The organism is Streptomyces gossypii, assembly GCF_025165795.1.
Taxonomy (GTDB): domain Bacteria; phylum Actinomycetota; class Actinomycetes; order Streptomycetales; family Streptomycetaceae; genus Streptomyces; species Streptomyces gossypii.
Genome location: NZ_JAJAGO010000001.1, coordinates 281,431 through 296,334, shown reverse-complemented (window position 1 = coordinate 296,334; position 14,904 = coordinate 281,431). Strand labels below are relative to the sequence as shown.

The window sequence follows — 14,904 nt, the reverse complement described above, 5'->3', positions numbered from 1 at the left end:
GGACACCCCGGTGGCCCGTCGGCTGCCCGGTTCGTATCGACCCCTCGGGAAGGCCATGCTGAACAAGTACGCGCGTGCTTTCTTCACGCGTGTTCTCACACCGTTCGCCACCCTGCTGCTCCGGCTCGGGGTGAGTCCGGACGCGGTCACGCTCGTCGGCACCGGCGGCGTGATGGCGGGAGCGCTTGCCTTCTACCCCAGGGGGGAGTTCTTCTGGGGCACGGTGGTCATCACCCTCTTCGTCTTCTCCGACCTGGTCGACGGCAACATGGCCCGGCAGTTGGGCCGGTCCAGCCGTTGGGGCGCCTTCCTGGACTCCACCCTGGACCGGGTCGCGGACTCCGCGATCTTCGCCGGGCTCGCCCTCTGGTACGCGGGCGGCGGTGACGACCTCACGCTCTGTGCGGTCACCCTCTTCTGCCTGGCCAGCGGCCAGGTCGTGTCGTACACCAAGGCGCGCGGCGAGAGCATCGGCCTGCCGGTGCGGGTGAACGGGCTCGTGGAGCGCGCCGAGCGGCTCGTCATCTCACTGGTCGCGGCGGGGTTCGCCGGACTGGAGACGTTCGGTGTCCCGTACATCGAGTGGTTGCTGCCGATCGCGCTGTGGGTCGTCGCCGCCGGATCACTGGTCACGCTCGTGCAGCGGGTGGTGACGGTGCGGCGCGAGGCGGCGGAGGCGGACGCCGAGTCCCCGCAGCAGTCCCAGGCGCAGGCTCAGTCCGAGTCCCAGTCCCAGGCACGGTCCGGGGCGGGTTCCGGAGCGGACGCCTCGTCCGGCACGGGAGGCGAGACGGGATGACGGCCCCCCGGGAACGGCTGACGGCCTCGCTGTACGGCCTCGGCTGGGCCGGGGTCAAGCGCCTGCCCGAGCCGGTCGCCGTCGGACTGGGCCGCCGCGCCGCCGACAGCGCCTGGCGGCGGCGCGGCGGCGGCGTACGGCAGCTGGAGCGGAATCTCGCCCGGGTGGCACCGGAAGCCTCACCGGAGCAGCTGGCGGCCCTCACCCGGGCCGGTATGCGCTCGTACGCGCGCTACTGGATGGAGTCCTTCCGGCTGCCCGCCTGGAGCCCGGAACGCGTCGCCGGCGGCGTCCGTATCCATGACATAGAACGGCTGACGGACGCCATCGCCTCCCCTCGGGGAGTGATTCTCGCCCTGCCGCATCTGGCCAACTGGGATCTGGCCGGAGTCTGGCTGACCAGCCATCTGCGGGCGCCCTTCACCACCGTCGTGGAGCGGCTGCGGCCCGAGTCGCTCTACGACCGCTTCGTCGCCTACCGCGAGAGCCTGGGCATGGAGGTCCTGCCGCACGACGGCGCCGCAGCCTTCGGCACGCTGGCCCGGCGGCTGCGTGCGGGCGGACTCGTCTGCCTGGTCGCCGACCGCGATCTGTCCGCCTCCGGCATGGAGGTGAAATTCTTCGGCAGCCTGGCCCGGATGCCCGCCGGACCCGCCATGCTGGCCCAGCAGACCGGGGCACTGCTGATGCCGGTGACACTCTGGTATGACGAAACCCCGGTGATGAAGGGGCGGGTGCACCCGCCCGTGGAGGTGCCCGAGGCAGGTACGCGGCGCGAGAAGGCACAGGCTATGACACAGTCGACGGCGGATGTCTTCGCCTCCGGGATCGCGGAGCACCCCCAGGACTGGCACATGCTGCAACGGCTCTGGCTCGAGGACCTCGGGCCACGTGGGGAGCGAGCGTGAGGATCGGGATCGTCTGCCCTTACTCCTGGGACGTCCCCGGCGGCGTCCAGTTCCACATCCGTGATCTGGCGGAGCACCTCATCGGACTCCAGCACGAGGTGTCGGTCCTCGTCCCGTCCGACGAGGAGACCCCGCTGCCGCCGTACGCCGTCTCTGCCGGGCGCGCAGTGCCGGTGCCGTACAACGGCTCGGTGGCGCGGCTCACCTTCGGCTTCCTCTCGGCGGCCCGGGTGCGCCGCTGGGTGCACGACGGCGATTTCGACGTGCTCCATCTCCACGAGCCGACCACTCCGTCGCTGTCGCTGCTGACCTGCTGGGCCGCGCAGGGGCCCATCGTGGCCACCTTCCACACCTCCAACCCCCGCTCACGGGCGATGATCGCGGCATATCCGATCCTGCAGCCCGCACTGGAGAAGATCAGCGCCCGGATAGCGGTCAGCGAGTACGCGCGCCGCACACTCGTCGAACACCTGGGCGGGGACGCCGTGGTGATCCCCAACGGCGTCGATGTCGATTTCTTCGCGGACGCCGTGCCGAAGGCCGAATGGCAGGGCGGCACCATCGGCTTCATCGGGCGCATCGACGAACCGCGCAAGGGCCTGCCGGTGCTGATGAAGGCCCTCCCGCGGATCCTGGAGGCGGTGCCCGGCACCCGGCTGCTCATCGCCGGGCGCGGTGACGAGGCCGAGGCCGTCGCCGGAATGCCGGCCGAGGTGCGCGACCAGGTCGAGTTCCTCGGCATGATCAGCGACGAGGACAAGGCCCGGCTGCTCCGCAGCGTCGACCTGTATGTCGCGCCCAACACGGGCGGCGAGTCGTTCGGCATCATCCTGGTGGAGGCGATGTCCTCCGGCGCGGCCGTCCTCGCCAGCGACCTGGATGCCTTCGCCCAGGTCCTGGACGCGGGTGACGCGGGCCAGCTGTTCGACACCGAGAACCCCGACGCGTTGGCGGACGCCGCCGTGGAACTGCTCTGCGACCCCGCGAGGCTGGCCGCGCTCAGGGCGAAGGGCAGCAGCCATGTGCGCCGCTTCGACTGGTCGACCGTCGGTGCCGACATCCTGTCCGTCTACGAGACCGTGACCGACGGCTCGGCCACCGTGGCGCCCGACGAGCGCACCGGCCTGCGTGCCCGTTTCGGCCTGGCACGCGACTGAAGGGCTGCTGCCCGCCATGACGACCTACATCCTGATCGCTGTCGCACTGCTGCTGATCACCGTCTACCTGAGCTGGACCGCGGGCCGGCTCGACCGGCTGCACGCGCGGATCGACACGGCCAGGGCGGCCCTCGACGCCCAGCTGCTGCGCCGCGCCTCCATCGCCCAGGAACTGGCCACAGCGGGCATCCTGGACCCCGCCGCCTCCATGCTGCTCTACCAGGCCGCGCACGCGGCGCGGCAGGCGGAGGAGGAGCAGCGCGAGGTCGCCGAGAGCGAGCTGAGCCAGGCGCTGCGGGCGGTCTTCGCGGAGAAGGCCCAGCTGGAAGCGGTACGGGAGGCGCCCGGTGGCGCGGATTCGGCAACCGAACTGGGCGCGGCGGTAAGGCGGGTGCCGATGGCACGGCGTTTCCACAACGACTCGGTACGGGCGGCACGGGCGCTGCGCAGGCACCGTACGGTGCGTTTGTTCCGGCTGGCGGGGCACGCACCCTTTCCGCTGGCCTTCGAGATGGACGACGGGCCGCCCGGCCTGCTGGTGGACAGGGCCTAGTGCTGCGTCAGGCAGGGTTTGCCCCGCTCGCCGCCCTGGCACGGCCATCGGCCGCGTGGCCCGGCACCGGGCAAACCCTGCCTGACGCAGCACTAGGTCACTGCACTCCGCGTCAAGCCCCGCCCCGCCCGCGCCGGCCTGTGGTGCGTAGGCACCAGGACCCGTGAGGGGCTGGTCCGGGCGCACCAGGGGAAGACGGTGGCGGGGGACGATGCCCGCCAGGGCGCCGGAGGGAAGTGTGGGAGGCGCGTGAATCTCGCGCATTCCCCTTACCTAGCGGTGTCTGGAGTGATCAACAGGTGGCGACTTTTCTTTACCGGATCGGGCGGTGGGCCTTCCGGCGGCGCCGGCTCGTGGGCGGTCTGTGGCTGGGTGCCCTGGTGCTCGCCGTCGCTGCTGCCGCCATGGCGCCGGCCGCGGAGGAAGAGGACCTCTCCATGCCCGGCACCGAGTCGCAGAAGGCGTTCGACCTGCTGGACGAGCGCTTCCCCGAGAGCAACTCGCAGGGTGCCGAGGCCCGCCTGGTGTTCCAGGCCCCGGATGGGCAACGGGTGACGGCCGGCGAGCACAAGGCGGCCGTCAAGGACACGCTCGGTTCGCTGGACGGGGGCAAGCAGGTCGGGTCGACCACCGACCCCTATGAGACCGGCGCCGTCAGCAAGGACGGCACCATCGCGTACTCCACGATCACCTACACCGAGGCAGCCGTCGACCTGACCGAGTCGGCGAAGAGCGCTCTCGAGGACGCCGCAGACCAGGCCCGGGACGCGGGGCTGACTGTGGAGATCGGCGGCTCGGCTCTGGAAACGGAGGAGGAACCGGGCGGTACGACGGAGATGATCGGTGTGGCGGTGGCCGCGCTGGTGCTGATCCTCGCCCTCGGGTCGCTGGTCGCTGCCGGACTGTCGCTGCTGACCGCAATCGTGGGCGTGGTCATCTCCTTCGGCCTGATCACCGCGCTGGCTGTGCCGCTCGGCCTGACGTCCACCGTCGGCATCCTGGCACTGATGCTGGGGCTGGCGGTGGGCATCGACTACGCACTCTTCATCACCTCCCGCTTCCGCGACGAACTCGCCCAGGGCAGCGAACCGGAGGAGGCCGCCGGACGGGCGGTGGGCACGGCCGGATCCGCCGTCGTCTTCGCCGGCGCGACCGTCTTCATCGCCCTGGTCGGGCTGGGGGTCGTCGGAATCCCCGAACTCACCAGGATCGGCATGGGCGGCGCGGGCGCTGTGGCCCTTGCCGTACTCGTCGCACTGACCCTGGTCCCCGCGCTGTTCGGCTCCTTCGGCAGTCGGCGGATACTGTCCCGCAAGGTCCGCAAGGCCACCCGGCCGGGAAGCGAGCACCCGCACGCGGTGCCCTCCGCGGCCGGCCGGCCCGGGCTCGGCACCCGCTGGGCGCGGTTCGTGCTGCGCCGGCCGGTGCCCGTACTGATGATCGCCGGACTCGGTCTCGGCGCCGTCGCCGTACCGGCGCTGAGCCTCGAACTCGGGCTGCCCGGAGACGAGTCCAAGTCGACGGAGACCACCGAGCGCCGTGCCTACGACCTGCTGTCAGAAGGCTTCGGCCCCGGCTTCAACGGCCCGTTGACAGTGGTCGTGGACACACCGGAGTCCGAGGACACCCGAGCCACCACGGACCAGGTCGTCAAGACCGTACGGGGACTGGACGGGGTCGCGTCAGTCGGCGATCCGGTTCTCAGCCAGAGCAAGGACACGGCCGTCCTCACTGCCGTCCCGGAGACCGCGCCGACCAGCGGCGAGACCAAGGAGCTGGTGAACGAGATCCGGGGCGCGGTCTCCGGCGTCGAGGCCGACACGGGCGCCGCCGTCCTGGTGACCGGCTCCACCGCGATGAACATCGACATTTCCGAAGCCATGTCCGACGCCCTCATCCCCTATCTGTCCGTGGTCATCGGCCTGGCGGTGCTCCTGCTGATGGTGGTCTTCCGGTCGGTCCTGGTCCCGATCAAGGCCGCGCTCGGCTTCCTGCTGTCGGTGGGTGCCGCCTTCGGCGTCCTCGTCGCCGTGTTCCAGTGGGGCTGGGCGGCAGACCTGGTCGGCATCGAGACGACCGGACCGGTCATGTCGCTGATGCCGATCCTCATCATCGGAATCGTGTTCGGTCTCGCCATGGACTACGAGGTCTTCCTGCTCAGCCGGATGCGGGAGGCGTACGTCCATGGCGCGTCCCCCGGCGAGGCAGTCGTCACCGGTTTCCGGCACAGCGGACGTGTGGTGGCCGCGGCGGCGATCATCATGATCAGCGTGTTCGCCGGATTCATCGGGATACACATGCCGACCATCCAGACGATGGGCGTCGGCCTGGCCGCCGCCGTCGCCTTCGACGCCTTCGTGGTCCGGATGGCGATCGTGCCCGCGGTCCTGGCACTGCTCGGCCACCGGGCCTGGTCGCTGCCCCGTATCCTGAACCGCGTGCTGCCGAACGTGGATATCGAGGGTGAGGCGCTGAGCAGGCATGCCCCGGCCGTGCCGGCTCCCCCGGCCGCGCCGGACGCAGCTCCGCTGCGGCTCCCCGCAGACCGGTACTGAGCCGGCCATGGCGCACACGGGCGGCGGTGGCCCGCGATCACGCGGTACGTGGTTGCGGGAGGGAGCGGTCATGGCGACGGCGTTCGCGCTCTGTCTGCTCGGCGGCGTGCTGCAGGAAGACGGCAGGACGCTGTCAGCGCCGCCTGCCACCGCCTACTTCATCGCCGTGGTGTCCTGTGCCGTGCTGCCGGTGCGGCACAGGGCACCCCTGGCGGCCATGGCGGCCACGACCGCGTGCGGCGTGCTGGTGCCGCTCTTGGGCGTCCTGCTGAGCCCGCTCATCGTGGCCCCCGCCGTGATCACCGCCTACTCGCTCACCGCGCGCACCGAACGGCACGCGGTGAGCGCGGTGTCGCTCACCTCCGCGGCGCTGCTGGTCGCCTTCACTCCCTTGCTCGGGGCCCTCTCGTGGAAGGACGCGAGCAGGATGGGAGTGGTGGCGGCGTTCCCGCTGGTGGCCGGCCTGGTTGGCTACTCGGTGCACAACCGGCGGGCCTACCTGGCGGCCATGGAGGAGCGGGCCCAGCGGGCCGAGCAGACCCGGGACAGCGAGGCGCGCCGGAGAGTGGACGAGGAAAGGATGCGCATCGCCCGGGAACTGCACGACCTCGTGGCCCATCAGATCACCCTGGCCAACGCGCAGGCCACGGTCGCCGCCCACCTCTTCGACGCCCGCCCGGAGCAGACCCGCAAGAGCCTCAAGGAGCTCGTCGAGACCACCAGCGACGCGCTCGACGACCTGCGGGCCACGGTCGGTCTGCTGCGTCAGACCGGGGACGCGGCCGCGTCTGCCGAACCGGCGCCGGGGCTGTCCCGGCTTCCCACGCTCCTCGAGTCCTTCCGCCGCGCGGATCTGGAGGTGTCGTTGCACCAGGAGGGCCCGGCCAGGACGCTGCCGCCGGGAGTGGACCTCACCGCCTACCGCATCGTCCAAGAAGCCCTGACCAACGTGACCAAGCACGCCAGTAGCGGTAGCGCCCGGGTGCGCCTCGTCTGGAACCGTGATCACGTGACCCTCACCGTCGCCGACGACGGAGGGGGCGCCCGTACGACGCCGGCCGCGGCCACGAAACCGAGTGCGTCCACGGCGCCGGACCGCGCGCCCGGGTACGGTCTGATCGGGATGCGTGAACGTGCAACCGCGGTCGGGGGACACCTCTCCGCGGGCAGGCGCCCGGAGGGCGGCTTCCTCGTCTCCACTCAGCTGCCCCTCCCGCCCGCCAAGGACACGGCGCCGGGGACTGACGGAGCAACAACCAGGGAGGGGCGGATGGCCGACCGAGCGACAGGCGACGGACGGACGGGCGACGGAGAGGCCGGGGGTGCGCCGTGACGCTCCGGGTGCTGCTCGCCGACGATCAGGCCCTGCTGCGCAGCGCCTTCCGGATGCTTCTCGACACCGCCGACGACATCACCGTGGTCGGCGAGGCCGCCGACGGCAGGGAGGCGGTGAGACTCACCCGGGAGCTGCGCCCGGACGTGGTGATCATGGACATCCGCATGCCCGAGGCGGACGGTCTCACCGCGACGTCGGAGATCTGCGCGGACCCGGAACTGCGTGCCAGCCGCATCCTGATCCTCACCACGTACGAGACCGACGAGTACGTCGCTCAGGCGCTGCGCGCGGGGGCCGGCGGCTTCATCGGCAAGGGGATCGGGGCTGACGACCTGGTGGACGCCGTGCGTACGATCGCCGACGGCGACACTCTTCTGTCCCCCACCGCGACCCGCTCCTTGGTCGCCCGTTTCCTGGCCACACCGGAACCCCCGCCGCACCACCCCGAACAGCTCGCGGTGCTCACCCCGCGCGAACGCGAGATGGTGGCCCTGGTCGCGACCGGCCTGTCCAACCAGGAGATCGCCGAGCGGATGTTCCTCAGCCCCTTCACCGTCCGCGCCCACGTGCAGCGCGCCATGACGAAGCTGGAGGCCCGCGACCGGGCGCAACTCGTCGTCATCGCCTACCAGACGGGCCTGGCCCACACTGCCCCCGACGGCGGCACCGACCGCCTGCCGTAGTCCGATACCGGGCCCTTCGGCGGCTCCACACGGCCGGCCCCGCCTGCGACGGCAGGGCCTCCCGGGACAGCTCTTGGCTTCGACGACCTCTGAGCTACCGAGAGGCCCTGCTTTCCTGTACCGACCACACCGGTTCCACAGTGCGGCTGCCGCATCAGGTCACGGCAGCGGGGCGAATCCGGGCAGTGTGAGGGCTGAGTGGGCCGGCTGTGCTGGCCCGGAGGGCATGGTGACGAGGTCACGCAGCTTGGTGTTGCGTTGCTCCAGGGCCCGCACCGTGGTGGGGAAGAGCGTGGCCGCACCCTTGTCGACCAGTGCCTGATTCATGACGACGAACTCGCGGACGCCGCGTTCGTAGGCGGCGAAGGCCGCAGTGTGGTCCCGGTTCGTGGCCAGGGCGTCGGCGAGCATGTAGGCACCGACCAGCGCAAGGCTTGAGCCCTGTCCGGTAAGGAACGAGGGTGCGTACGCGGCGTCGCCGACGAGCGCCACGCGGCCGCTGGACCAATGGGGCATGCGGATCTGACCGGCCGTGTCGAAGAACAGGTCATCCGCGTCGCGCATGGCGTTGACCATGCCGGGGACCTCCCATCCCGCGCCTGCGAAGACCGTGGCGACCAGGTCCCGCTGGGCGCCGGGGCTCCGGAGGGCCTGGGACGGCGGTTCTGGTCGGTGGAAGTTCAGGAAGGCGTGCAGCTCGTCGTTGTCCCCGACGGCGTAGAGGGCCGCGGCCTTCCCCGGGGTGTTCCACAGCATGAGCTCGCGGGAGAGTCCGAAGGTGTTCGGCATGGTGAATATGGCGAAGCAGTAGCCGAGGTAGCGGTGGAACTGCTCTTCGGGGCCGAACAGGTACTCCCGGGTATGTGAGTGCATGCCGTCGGCGCCGACCACCAGGTCGAACGTGCGCTGCTGCCCACTGCGGAAAGCAACGTCGACCCCTTGTCCGGACTGGTCGAGGGTGTCGATGGAGTCGTCGAACAGGAACTCCACGTCGTCGCGAACCATCGCGTGGAGGATCGCGGCCAGATCCCCACGACGCACCTCGAGGTCCTGTCCGCCGGCACTGCCGGCAACGGCACGCGGGCTGACCGAGGCCACCACACTGCCATCGGCGTTGAGGAAGGTGCAGCGACGTGAGTCGATGTGCGCGTCCTGCAGTTGCGGCAGTATCCCCATCCGCCGGACCACCTCTGTCGCGGTACCGCGGACGTCGATCGGATATCCACCGCCGCGCAGCGAGCCTGCCTTCTCCACCACGGTGACCGCGAATCCGGACCGGTGCAGCCAGTAGGCCAGCGCGGGTCCGGAGATGCTGGCCCCGGAGATCAGAACTCGGCGCTTCGCGGTAGTACTCACGTCCGTCGACGGACCGGTAGGTGTCATGCCTGGACTCCCTTCTTCGTGATGCGGACAACGAGCAGTGACAGTGCGGCGACGAGACCGGCGACGACGAAACCTGTGACGAAGGCCGATTCGGCCGGCAGGCCCGTCAGCGGGTCGGCCCCGGCGTCGAGGATCGCGCCGCCGAGTTGGGCACCCAGGGCGACGCCGATCACGCGTGTCACCACGAGCAGGCTGGTGGCGATGCCGGTGTCCCTGGTCTCGACGGCGGTCGCGGTGCTGGCAAGCAGCGCCGTGGTACCGACGCCCGCGGCGAACGCGGTCAGCACCTTCGCCAGGGCGAGTTGCCATTCCGCGGAGTGCATCGACGCCAGAGCGATCAACGTGGCCGCCGTGACGACGGTGCCCACGATGACCACGGCATGCGGACGGAAACGCCGCGCCGCGATCCCGCCGACCGAATCGCTCACCGCCCCGGCGATGGCGCCGGGGAGCAGGAACAGTCCGATGTCGGTGGTGCTGGCCCCGAAGCCGTATCCGTCGGCCGACAGCCCGAACAACTGCGGGAGCAGAAAGACCACCATCCCGAAACTGGTGGTGATGACGAAGGTGAGCACGCACGAATTCCACATCGCGGGCTTCGCCAGCATGCGCAGATCGACCATCGGCGAGGCTGCCCGGCGTTCGACGTAGACCCATCCGGTCGCGAGGGCGGTCACGACCACCGCGATGGCACCGACCGCGAACGGCGGCAGGCCGCCGTCCCTCGTCACCATCACGAGACCGAGCATGAACGCGAGCAACGTGCCGCTCAGCAGAACGACACCAGGCCAGTCGATCCCGTCATCCGAGTGGATCGGGGGGTCATGCGGCATCAGCCAGGCCACGACCAACGTCGCCGCGATGACCGCGATCGTCGGCAGTGCGAACATCCAGTGCCAGGACAGTCCTTCCGCGATCGGCCCGGAGAACAGCATTCCCACCATGCTGCCGCTCGTGAACAGCGCGACGACAACCCCGATCGCCACCTGTGACTCTGCTGTCGAGAGGTGTTTGCGCACCAGGATGAAGGAGAGGGGCAGCGCACCCACCATGACGCCTTGCAATACCTGACCGAGCAACAGCACCGGCAGGTTCGGCGCCAGGCTCGCCAGCAGACCACCGGCCGAGACCACGGCCATCAGCCGGACCAGCACCCGCTTTCCGCCGTAGCGGTCGCCGAGTTTGCCCGCGACGGGCGTGACGACGGCGCCGGTGATGAGTAATGTGTTGCCGATCAGAGCCCCTTCGCCAGGACTGACCCCGAGTTCACGCTGGAGCAGCGGGAGCGCGGGCTCCACCACTGACTGCAGGGTGCCGAGGGCGAGTGCCAGGACGCCGAGAGCACCGATCGACAGTCTCCCGATGCGGACCGGGGAAACTGAAATTTCGGACATAGACGTCTTTTTTGCCACCTGATGATCACTCCAGACGCCGCTGGGTAAGGGAATTGCGCGAGATTCACGCGCCTCCCACACTTCCGTCGGGCGTCCTGCCGGGGCATCGTCCGCCGCCACCGTCTTCCCCTGGTGCGCCCGGACCAGCCGCTCACGTGGCCTGGTGCCTCCGCACCACGGGCCGGGTCGGGCCTGGTGGTGCCGTGACCGGGTCGCGTCATGGTGCTTTCGCACAGGCCACCGCGACCGATTGGCCCTTTCACCGTTCGCCCGTATCAGGGAACGTAAGGAGTCGGGCCTACCAGGGTCCTTTCACACTTTTTACCGTCGAGTGAGGTCGAATCCGTGTCCAGCACAGCTCCCGCCCCGTCCGGGGCCGCTTCCGGCAGCACCCCTGAGACAGGCACGGCGCGCGTCAAGCGCGGCATGGCCGAGCAGCTCAAGGGCGGTGTGATCATGGATGTCGTCACGCCCGAGCAGGCGAAGATCGCTGAGGACGCCGGCGCCGTCGCGGTGATGGCCCTGGAGCGCGTCCCGGCCGACATCCGCAAGGACGGCGGCGTCGCCCGCATGTCCGACCCCGACATGATCGACGGCATCATCAGCGCCGTCTCCATCCCCGTGATGGCCAAGTCCCGGATCGGTCACTTCGTCGAGGCCCAGCTCCTCCAGGCGCTCGGTGTCGACTACATCGACGAGTCCGAGGTGCTCACCCCGGCCGACGAGGTCAACCACAGCGACAAGTGGTCCTTCACCACCCCCTTCGTCTGCGGTGCCACCAACCTCGGCGAGGCCCTGCGCCGGATCTCCGAGGGTGCGGCCATGATCCGCTCCAAGGGCGAGGCCGGCACGGGGAACGTCGTGGAGGCCGTGCGCCACATGCGCCAGATCAGGGCCGAGATCGGCCGTCTGAAGGCCCTCGACCACCACGAGCTGTACGCGGCGGCCAAGGAACTGCGCGCCCCGTACGAGCTGGTGCGCGAGGTCGCCGAGCTGGGCAAGCTGCCCGTCGTGCTGTTCTCCGCGGGCGGTGTGGCCACTCCCGCCGACGCGGCCCTGATGTGCCAGCTCGGCGCCGAAGGCGTCTTCGTCGGCTCCGGAATCTTCAAGTCGGGCGACCCGGCGAAGCGGGCCGCCGCCATCGTGAAGGCCACCACCTTCCATGACGACCCCAAGGTCGTCGCGGACGCCTCGCGCGGCCTGGGCGAGGCCATGGTCGGGATCAACTGCGACACCCTGCCGGAGGCCGAGCGTTACGCCTCACGCGGCTGGTGAACCGCGTGTTCCGCGGGCGGCCCGTGCGGCGGGCCGCCCGCGGCGCGTGAAAAGGAAGAGGAGAACCACTTTTGAGCAGCATCCTCGTCGGCGTCCTCGCGCTCCAGGGTGACGTCCGTGAGCATCTCGCCGCACTCACCGGCACGGGTGCGGAGGCCCGCACCGTGCGCCGTCCCGAGGAACTGGCCGAGGTCGACGGACTGGTCATCCCGGGCGGGGAGTCGACCACCATCTCCAAGCTGGCGGCCGCCTTCGGCATGCTGGAGCCGCTGCGCGCGGTGGTCCGCGAGGGCCTGCCGGTGTACGGCTCGTGCGCGGGCATGATCATGCTCGCGGAGAAGATCCTGGACCCCCGGTCCGGCCAGCAGACGGTCGGCGGCATCGACATGATCGTGCGGCGGAACGCCTTCGGGCGGCAGAACGAGTCCTTCGAGGCGTCCGTCGAGATGACCGGAGTGCCGGGCGGCCCGGTCGACGGCGTGTTCATCCGCGCCCCCTGGGTGGAGTCGACCGGCGCCCAGGTGCGGATCCTGGCCCACTACGACGGTCACCCCGTGGCAGTACGCCAGGGCAGCCTGCTGGCGACGGCCTTCCATCCGGAGCTGACCGGTGACCACCGGGTGCACGCGGCGTTCGTGGAAATGGTGCGTGCCCGGCAGGCGGCCGGGGAGCGGAGCGTCACCGCGGCGAACGGGGAGCGGGCCGAGGCGTGATCCGCGGGCGGTAGGATCAGGCCGTTGGTCCTGTTGGTAACAGTGAAACAGTGAAGGAGCCAGGCGTGTCCGGCCACTCCAAGTGGGCAACCACCAAGCACAAGAAGGCCGTGATCGATGCCAAGCGCGGCAAGCTCTTCGCGAAACTGATCAAGAACATCGAGGTCGCGTCCCGTACGGGTGGCGCCGATCCCGACGGCAACCCCACCCTCTACGACGCCATCCAGAAGGCGAAGAAGAGCTCGGTTCCCAACAAGAACATCGACAGCGCGGTCAAGCGCGGCGCCGGTCTCGAGGCGGGTGGCGCCGAGTACGAGACCATCATGTACGAGGGTTACGGCCCCAACGGCGTGGCGGTGCTCATCGAGTGCCTCACCGACAACCGCAACCGCGCCGCCTCCGACGTCCGGGTCGCCATGACCCGTAACGGCGGCTCCATGGCTGATCCCGGTTCGGTGTCCTACCTGTTCAACCGCAAGGGCGTCGTCATCGTCCCGAAGGGCGACCTGGCCGAGGACGACGTGCTGAGCGCCGTACTCGACGCGGGCGCCGAGGAAGTCAACGACCTGGGTGAGAACTTCGAGGTCATCAGCGAGGCGACCGATCTGGTCCCCGTCCGCACCGCGCTCGTCGACGCGGGCATCGACTACGAGTCGGCGGACAACAACTTCCTGCCCAGCGTGCAGATCGAGCTGGACGAGGAGGGTGCGCGCAAGATCTTCAAGCTGATCGACGCACTCGAGGACAGCGACGACGTGCAGAACGTCTTCGCCAACTTCGACGTCTCCGACGACGTTCTGGCCCGCGTCGACGCCTGACGCACCGGGCGGCGGTACGGCACGCCGCCGCAACCCTCCGGCGCTGTCAGTGCCGGCCGATAGCCTGCTTGACGGCTGACAGGTCGGAGCGAGGGGAGAGGCGCCGTGCGCGTGCTGGGGGTGGATCCGGGGCTGACCCGCTGCGGGGTGGGCGTGGTGGAGGGCAGCGCCGGGCGCCCGCTGGCGATGACCGGAGTCGGCGTGGTGCGCACTCCGGCGGACATCCCCGTCGCCGAGCGTCTCGTCCTCATCGAGCGCGGCATCGACGGCTGGCTGGACGCCCACCGGCCCGAAGTCGTCGCCGTGGAGCGGGTCTTCAGCCAGCACAACGTCAGCACGGTGATGGGCACCGCCCAGGCCAGCGCCGTCGCCATGCTCTGCGCCGCGCGCCGCGGCCTGCCGGTGGCACTGCACACGCCCAGTGAGGTCAAGGCGGCGGTTACCGGCAGTGGCAGGGCAGACAAGGCGCAGGTCGGCGCCATGGTCACCAGGCTGCTGCGGCTCGACTCCCCGCCCAGACCAGCGGACGCGGCGGACGCGTTGGCGCTGGCCATCTGCCACATCTGGCGCGCTCCCGCCCTCAGCCGCCTGCAGCAGGCGCAGGCCCGGCAAGTCCTGCAGACCCGGCCCGACTCGCCCCCTGCCCGCGCCGCCGCCCGCCGCTCTCCGAAAGGCCGAACCACATGATCGCCTTCGTCTCAGGGCCGGTCGCCTCCCTCGCCCCCGACTCCGCAGTTCTGGAGGTCGGCGGCGTCGGCATGTCCCTCCAGTGCACTCCCGGCACGCTCGCCGCGCTCCGGTTGGGCCAGCACGCAAGGCTTTCCGCCTCGCTGGTGGTCCGGGAGGATTCGCTCACTCTGTACGGCTTCGCGGACGACGACGAGCGGCAGACCTTCGAGCTGCTCCAGACGGCCAGCGGTGTCGGCCCCCGCCTCGCCCAGGCGATGCTCGCCGTGCACAGCCCCGACGCACTGCGCCTCGCGGTCTCCACGGGCGACGAGAAGTCCCTGACCGCCGTGCCGGGTATCGGCAAGAAGGGCGCGCAGAAGCTGCTGCTGGAGCTGAAGGACCGCCTCGGGCAACCGCTGGGCACCGGCACACGTCCGTCCGCCCGCCCTGCGGCGGGCCCCGCACCCTGGCACGAGCAGCTGCACTCCGCGCTGCTCGGCCTGGGGTACGCGCCCCGGGAGGCGGAGGACGCGGTGTCGGCCGTCACCCCGCAGGCCGAGGCCGCAGCGGCCGCGGGCGCCGAGCCGCCGGTGTCCGAACTGCTCCGCGCCGCCCTGCGGACGCTGAACCGGACACGCTGAACCGGACTGGCTGAACCGGA

14 protein-coding genes are annotated in these 14,904 nt (G+C 70.4%); 12 read left to right on the top strand and 2 right to left on the bottom strand.

The window, feature by feature from the left end; genetic code table 11:
• The first annotated feature begins 55 nt into the window (after positions 1 to 55).
• From pgsA to LHJ74_RS01270, 7 genes are all read left to right on the top strand, one after another.
• Entirely contained in the window at positions 56 to 799 is a 744-nt protein-coding gene (pgsA, locus tag LHJ74_RS01300; RefSeq protein WP_260215503.1) for a phosphatidylinositol phosphate synthase, read from the top strand.
• Positions 796 to 1,707, top strand: coding sequence for a phosphatidylinositol mannoside acyltransferase (locus LHJ74_RS01295; RefSeq protein WP_260215502.1), 912 nt, complete (start codon positions 796 to 798; stop codon positions 1,705 to 1,707). The genes pgsA and LHJ74_RS01295 overlap by 4 nt, the downstream gene beginning before the upstream one ends.
• Positions 1,704 to 2,864: a glycosyltransferase family 4 protein gene (locus LHJ74_RS01290; RefSeq protein ID WP_260215501.1), complete on the top strand. Its 1,161-nt coding sequence runs from the start codon at positions 1,704 to 1,706 to the stop codon at positions 2,862 to 2,864. The genes LHJ74_RS01295 and LHJ74_RS01290 overlap by 4 nt, the downstream gene beginning before the upstream one ends.
• A gap of 16 nt (positions 2,865 to 2,880) precedes the next feature.
• Positions 2,881 to 3,417, top strand: a complete 537-nt coding sequence (locus LHJ74_RS01285) for a hypothetical protein (RefSeq protein ID WP_260215500.1) — start codon at positions 2,881 to 2,883, stop codon at positions 3,415 to 3,417.
• Positions 3,418 to 3,716: 299 nt separating this feature from the next.
• Positions 3,717 to 5,972 (top strand): MMPL family transporter, encoded by a 2,256-nt coding sequence (locus tag LHJ74_RS01280; RefSeq protein WP_260215499.1) that lies wholly within the window; start codon positions 3,717 to 3,719, stop codon positions 5,970 to 5,972.
• 7 nt (positions 5,973 to 5,979) lie between these two features.
• Positions 5,980 to 7,305: a sensor histidine kinase gene (locus LHJ74_RS01275; RefSeq protein ID WP_260215498.1), complete on the top strand. Its 1,326-nt coding sequence runs from the start codon at positions 5,980 to 5,982 to the stop codon at positions 7,303 to 7,305.
• The gene (locus tag LHJ74_RS01270) at positions 7,302 to 7,991 is read left to right on the top strand and encodes a response regulator transcription factor (RefSeq protein ID WP_260215497.1); all 690 of its coding nucleotides are present in this window, start codon (positions 7,302 to 7,304) and stop codon (positions 7,989 to 7,991) included. Before LHJ74_RS01275 ends, LHJ74_RS01270 begins: the two co-directional genes overlap by 4 nt.
• 159 nt (positions 7,992 to 8,150) lie before the next feature.
• On the opposite strand, the gene LHJ74_RS01265 is transcribed toward LHJ74_RS01270, so the two are convergent.
• On the bottom strand, positions 8,151 to 9,374 hold the full coding sequence (locus tag LHJ74_RS01265) for an FAD-dependent monooxygenase (RefSeq protein WP_260215496.1): 1,224 nt from the start codon (positions 9,372 to 9,374) through the stop codon (positions 8,151 to 8,153).
• On the bottom strand, positions 9,371 to 10,768 hold the full coding sequence (locus tag LHJ74_RS01260; RefSeq protein ID WP_260215932.1) for an MFS transporter: 1,398 nt from the start codon (positions 10,766 to 10,768) through the stop codon (positions 9,371 to 9,373). The genes LHJ74_RS01265 and LHJ74_RS01260 overlap by 4 nt, the downstream gene beginning before the upstream one ends.
• Positions 10,769 to 11,113: 345 nt before the next feature.
• On the opposite strand from LHJ74_RS01260, the gene pdxS reads away from it, so the two are divergent.
• From pdxS to ruvA, 5 genes are all read left to right on the top strand, one after another.
• Positions 11,114 to 12,043 carry a pyridoxal 5'-phosphate synthase lyase subunit PdxS gene (gene pdxS / locus LHJ74_RS01255; RefSeq protein ID WP_260215495.1) on the top strand — a complete coding sequence of 310 codons (930 nt, stop codon included), beginning with the start codon at positions 11,114 to 11,116 and terminating at the stop codon, positions 12,041 to 12,043.
• Positions 12,044 to 12,114: 71 nt separating this feature from the next.
• Positions 12,115 to 12,756 carry a pyridoxal 5'-phosphate synthase glutaminase subunit PdxT gene (gene pdxT, locus LHJ74_RS01250; RefSeq protein ID WP_260215494.1) on the top strand — a complete coding sequence of 214 codons (642 nt, stop codon included), beginning with the start codon at positions 12,115 to 12,117 and terminating at the stop codon, positions 12,754 to 12,756.
• Between the two features lie 65 nt (positions 12,757 to 12,821).
• Positions 12,822 to 13,574, top strand: coding sequence for a YebC/PmpR family DNA-binding transcriptional regulator (locus LHJ74_RS01245; RefSeq protein ID WP_260215493.1), 753 nt, complete (start codon positions 12,822 to 12,824; stop codon positions 13,572 to 13,574).
• Positions 13,575 to 13,679: 105 nt separating this feature from the next.
• Complete coding sequence (gene ruvC, locus LHJ74_RS01240; protein ID WP_260215492.1) at positions 13,680 to 14,261, top strand: crossover junction endodeoxyribonuclease RuvC; 582 nt, start codon at positions 13,680 to 13,682, stop codon at positions 14,259 to 14,261.
• Positions 14,258 to 14,884, top strand: coding sequence for a Holliday junction branch migration protein RuvA (ruvA, locus tag LHJ74_RS01235; protein ID WP_260215491.1), 627 nt, complete (start codon positions 14,258 to 14,260; stop codon positions 14,882 to 14,884). The genes ruvC and ruvA overlap by 4 nt, the downstream gene beginning before the upstream one ends.
• Positions 14,885 to 14,904 lie beyond the last annotated feature (20 nt).

What these genes read in the sequence shown, in the direction of transcription:
- LHJ74_RS01260 (WP_260215932.1), bottom strand. Translation starts at nt 10,768, where the DNA reads ATGTCCGAAATTTCAGTTTCCCCGGTCCGCATCGGGAGACTGTCGATC.
- LHJ74_RS01285 (WP_260215500.1), top strand. Translation starts at nt 2,881, where the DNA reads ATGACGACCTACATCCTGATCGCTGTCGCACTGCTGCTGATCACCGTC.
- LHJ74_RS01265 (WP_260215496.1), bottom strand. Translation starts at nt 9,374, where the DNA reads ATGACACCTACCGGTCCGTCGACGGACGTGAGTACTACCGCGAAGCGC.
- LHJ74_RS01275 (WP_260215498.1), top strand. Translation starts at nt 5,980, where the DNA reads ATGGCGCACACGGGCGGCGGTGGCCCGCGATCACGCGGTACGTGGTTG.
- pgsA (WP_260215503.1), top strand. Translation starts at nt 56, where the DNA reads ATGCTGAACAAGTACGCGCGTGCTTTCTTCACGCGTGTTCTCACACCG.
- ruvA (WP_260215491.1), top strand. Translation starts at nt 14,258, where the DNA reads ATGATCGCCTTCGTCTCAGGGCCGGTCGCCTCCCTCGCCCCCGACTCC.
- LHJ74_RS01295 (WP_260215502.1), top strand. Translation starts at nt 796, where the DNA reads ATGACGGCCCCCCGGGAACGGCTGACGGCCTCGCTGTACGGCCTCGGC.